We start from the raw sequence: 1749 nt of genomic DNA, 5'->3' as shown, positions 1-1749 counted from the left end.
CCGCTGGCTGGGGCAGGGTGCTGCGGGTGAAATGATGCAGGTGTTCCACGGTGCAGGCTGCCATCACTGCCGAGACACGGGTTATCTGGGCCGTCTGCCTGTGTACGAGATGCTGGTGGTCAACCGCGACTTGGCCGACGCCATTGCTTCGGACGCTACGCGTGCCGAAATGCGGCAACGCGCTCTGGCTTCGGGCATGCGCCCCATTCTGACCTTGGCCAGGCACAGGGTGTTGGCGGGCGAGACAACGATGGAGGAAATCCTCCGTACGGTGGGCGAGGACTGAGCCGCTTTGGCGGATGTAATGCATGGCCAATCTCAACACTTATTACTACCGCGTACTACTGCCCCATGGTGGTGTGCGCTCAGGTCTGTTGCGCCTAGCGGTCAAGCGTGACTTGTCAGCGCGCATGCGGCTGGAAGCGGACACCGATGGCACGGTGATCAACCTCTGGCGTTTCCCTGCCTGGCTGGCGGTGGTGGCCGATGCATTGCTGCACTTGTTCCGCAAGCAAGTGCGCAGTGAAGACCTCGCAGGTTTCCTTCGTGACCTAGGTCTCATGATGCGCGCTGGCGTCCCCGCTCTCGATGCGCTGGCCACTCTGGTGGAAGAAAGCCACAGCGTGGGTAACCCTGCCATGGCGGCTGTTGCCCGCAACATGCTGGACGATCTGAACGCCGGTGTGGGCATGACCGAGGCCTTCAATCGGCACCCCAACGTATTCCCGGAAACGGTTCGCAACCTAGTTTCTATTGGGGACCAGACAGGAACGCTGGACCGCATGCTTGGCGAAGCTGCTGAGCACGTGGAGCGCATGATCAATATCCGGCGCGACATCAAGACTGCGTTGATCTATCCGGCGTTTGTTTTCGCCTCCATCATCGGCGTTGCAGTCTTCTGGATCTACTATGTCGTGCCCTCCATGGCGCGGCTGTTCAAACAGCTGCAGGCGAAATTGCCGCCCATTACAGAAGGGCTGGTTGCATTCGCGGACTTGCTTTCCACCCATCTACCCTGGGTTCTGCTGGTCACGGCCATCGTAGTGTCGATTGGTGTCATTGCCTTCAAGCGTTCCGAGCGATTCCAGCTGGCCACCTATACCCTCATGCATCGTCTGCCGATCGTGCGTACTCTGCTTGTTTCGTCTGGCATGGCGCATATCACCGAGCACCTTTCGATTCTGGTGCGTGCGGGGGTGGACATGGTGTCCAGCCTGCGTGTGTTAGGCCGTGCCACCAAGAACCGGTACTACCGAACGCGCCTCATCCATGTGGCGGAGTCCGTATCGCGTGGCGAGTCGGTGTCTTCGTCTATGCGGCGCGTAGGTGGGTTTCCAGCCATGGCTGTACGCATGATCTCCGTGGGCGAAGAATCCGGCAGCCTGGATCAGCAACTCTCTCATCTTGCGGCTGACTACCGCAAGCGCCTGGAGGTGCTGGTGAAGTCGCTGGCGGAAATCCTCAAGCCTCTGATCATTCTGGCAGCGGGGGGGCTTTTCCTGTTTCTGATAGTTGCGTTGCTGTTGCCTGTCTACGATTTGGTGCGGCAGTCGGTCACCCAAAGCATGGGCGGTTGATGATGCGCAGCGTTGTGAAATCCACCGTCCAGTGTGGCTACCCAGGAGTGAGTTCGTGTCGGCTCGCGTCGGCAGGGGGTGGCTCAATCCTCAACAACAGCGGCCTGTTGATATCGGCGGGGTGGCAATGAAAAGACCCGTATTGATCGGCGGCGGTTTGGCTGCACTGATA

The 1749-nt window shown here is 59.6% G+C and carries 1 protein-coding gene and 1 pseudogene; both read left to right on the top strand.

What is annotated here, in order from left to right; genetic code table 11:
* Positions 1-286: pseudogene (locus DBR12_RS22750) on the top strand (secretion system protein); the annotation flags it as partial.
* Positions 287-308: 22 nt separating this feature from the next.
* Positions 309-1577 carry a type II secretion system F family protein gene (locus DBR12_RS10860; RefSeq protein ID WP_108617255.1) on the top strand — a complete coding sequence of 423 codons (1269 nt, stop codon included), beginning with the start codon at positions 309-311 and terminating at the stop codon, positions 1575-1577.
* The last annotated feature ends 172 nt before the right edge of the window (positions 1578-1749 follow it).

The sequence above is a fragment of the Acidovorax sp. HMWF029 genome, from assembly GCF_003060895.1.
In the GTDB taxonomy this organism is placed as follows: Bacteria; Pseudomonadota; Gammaproteobacteria; order Burkholderiales; family Burkholderiaceae_C; genus Acidovorax.
This window is presented reverse-complemented; position numbering and strand designations above follow the sequence as displayed.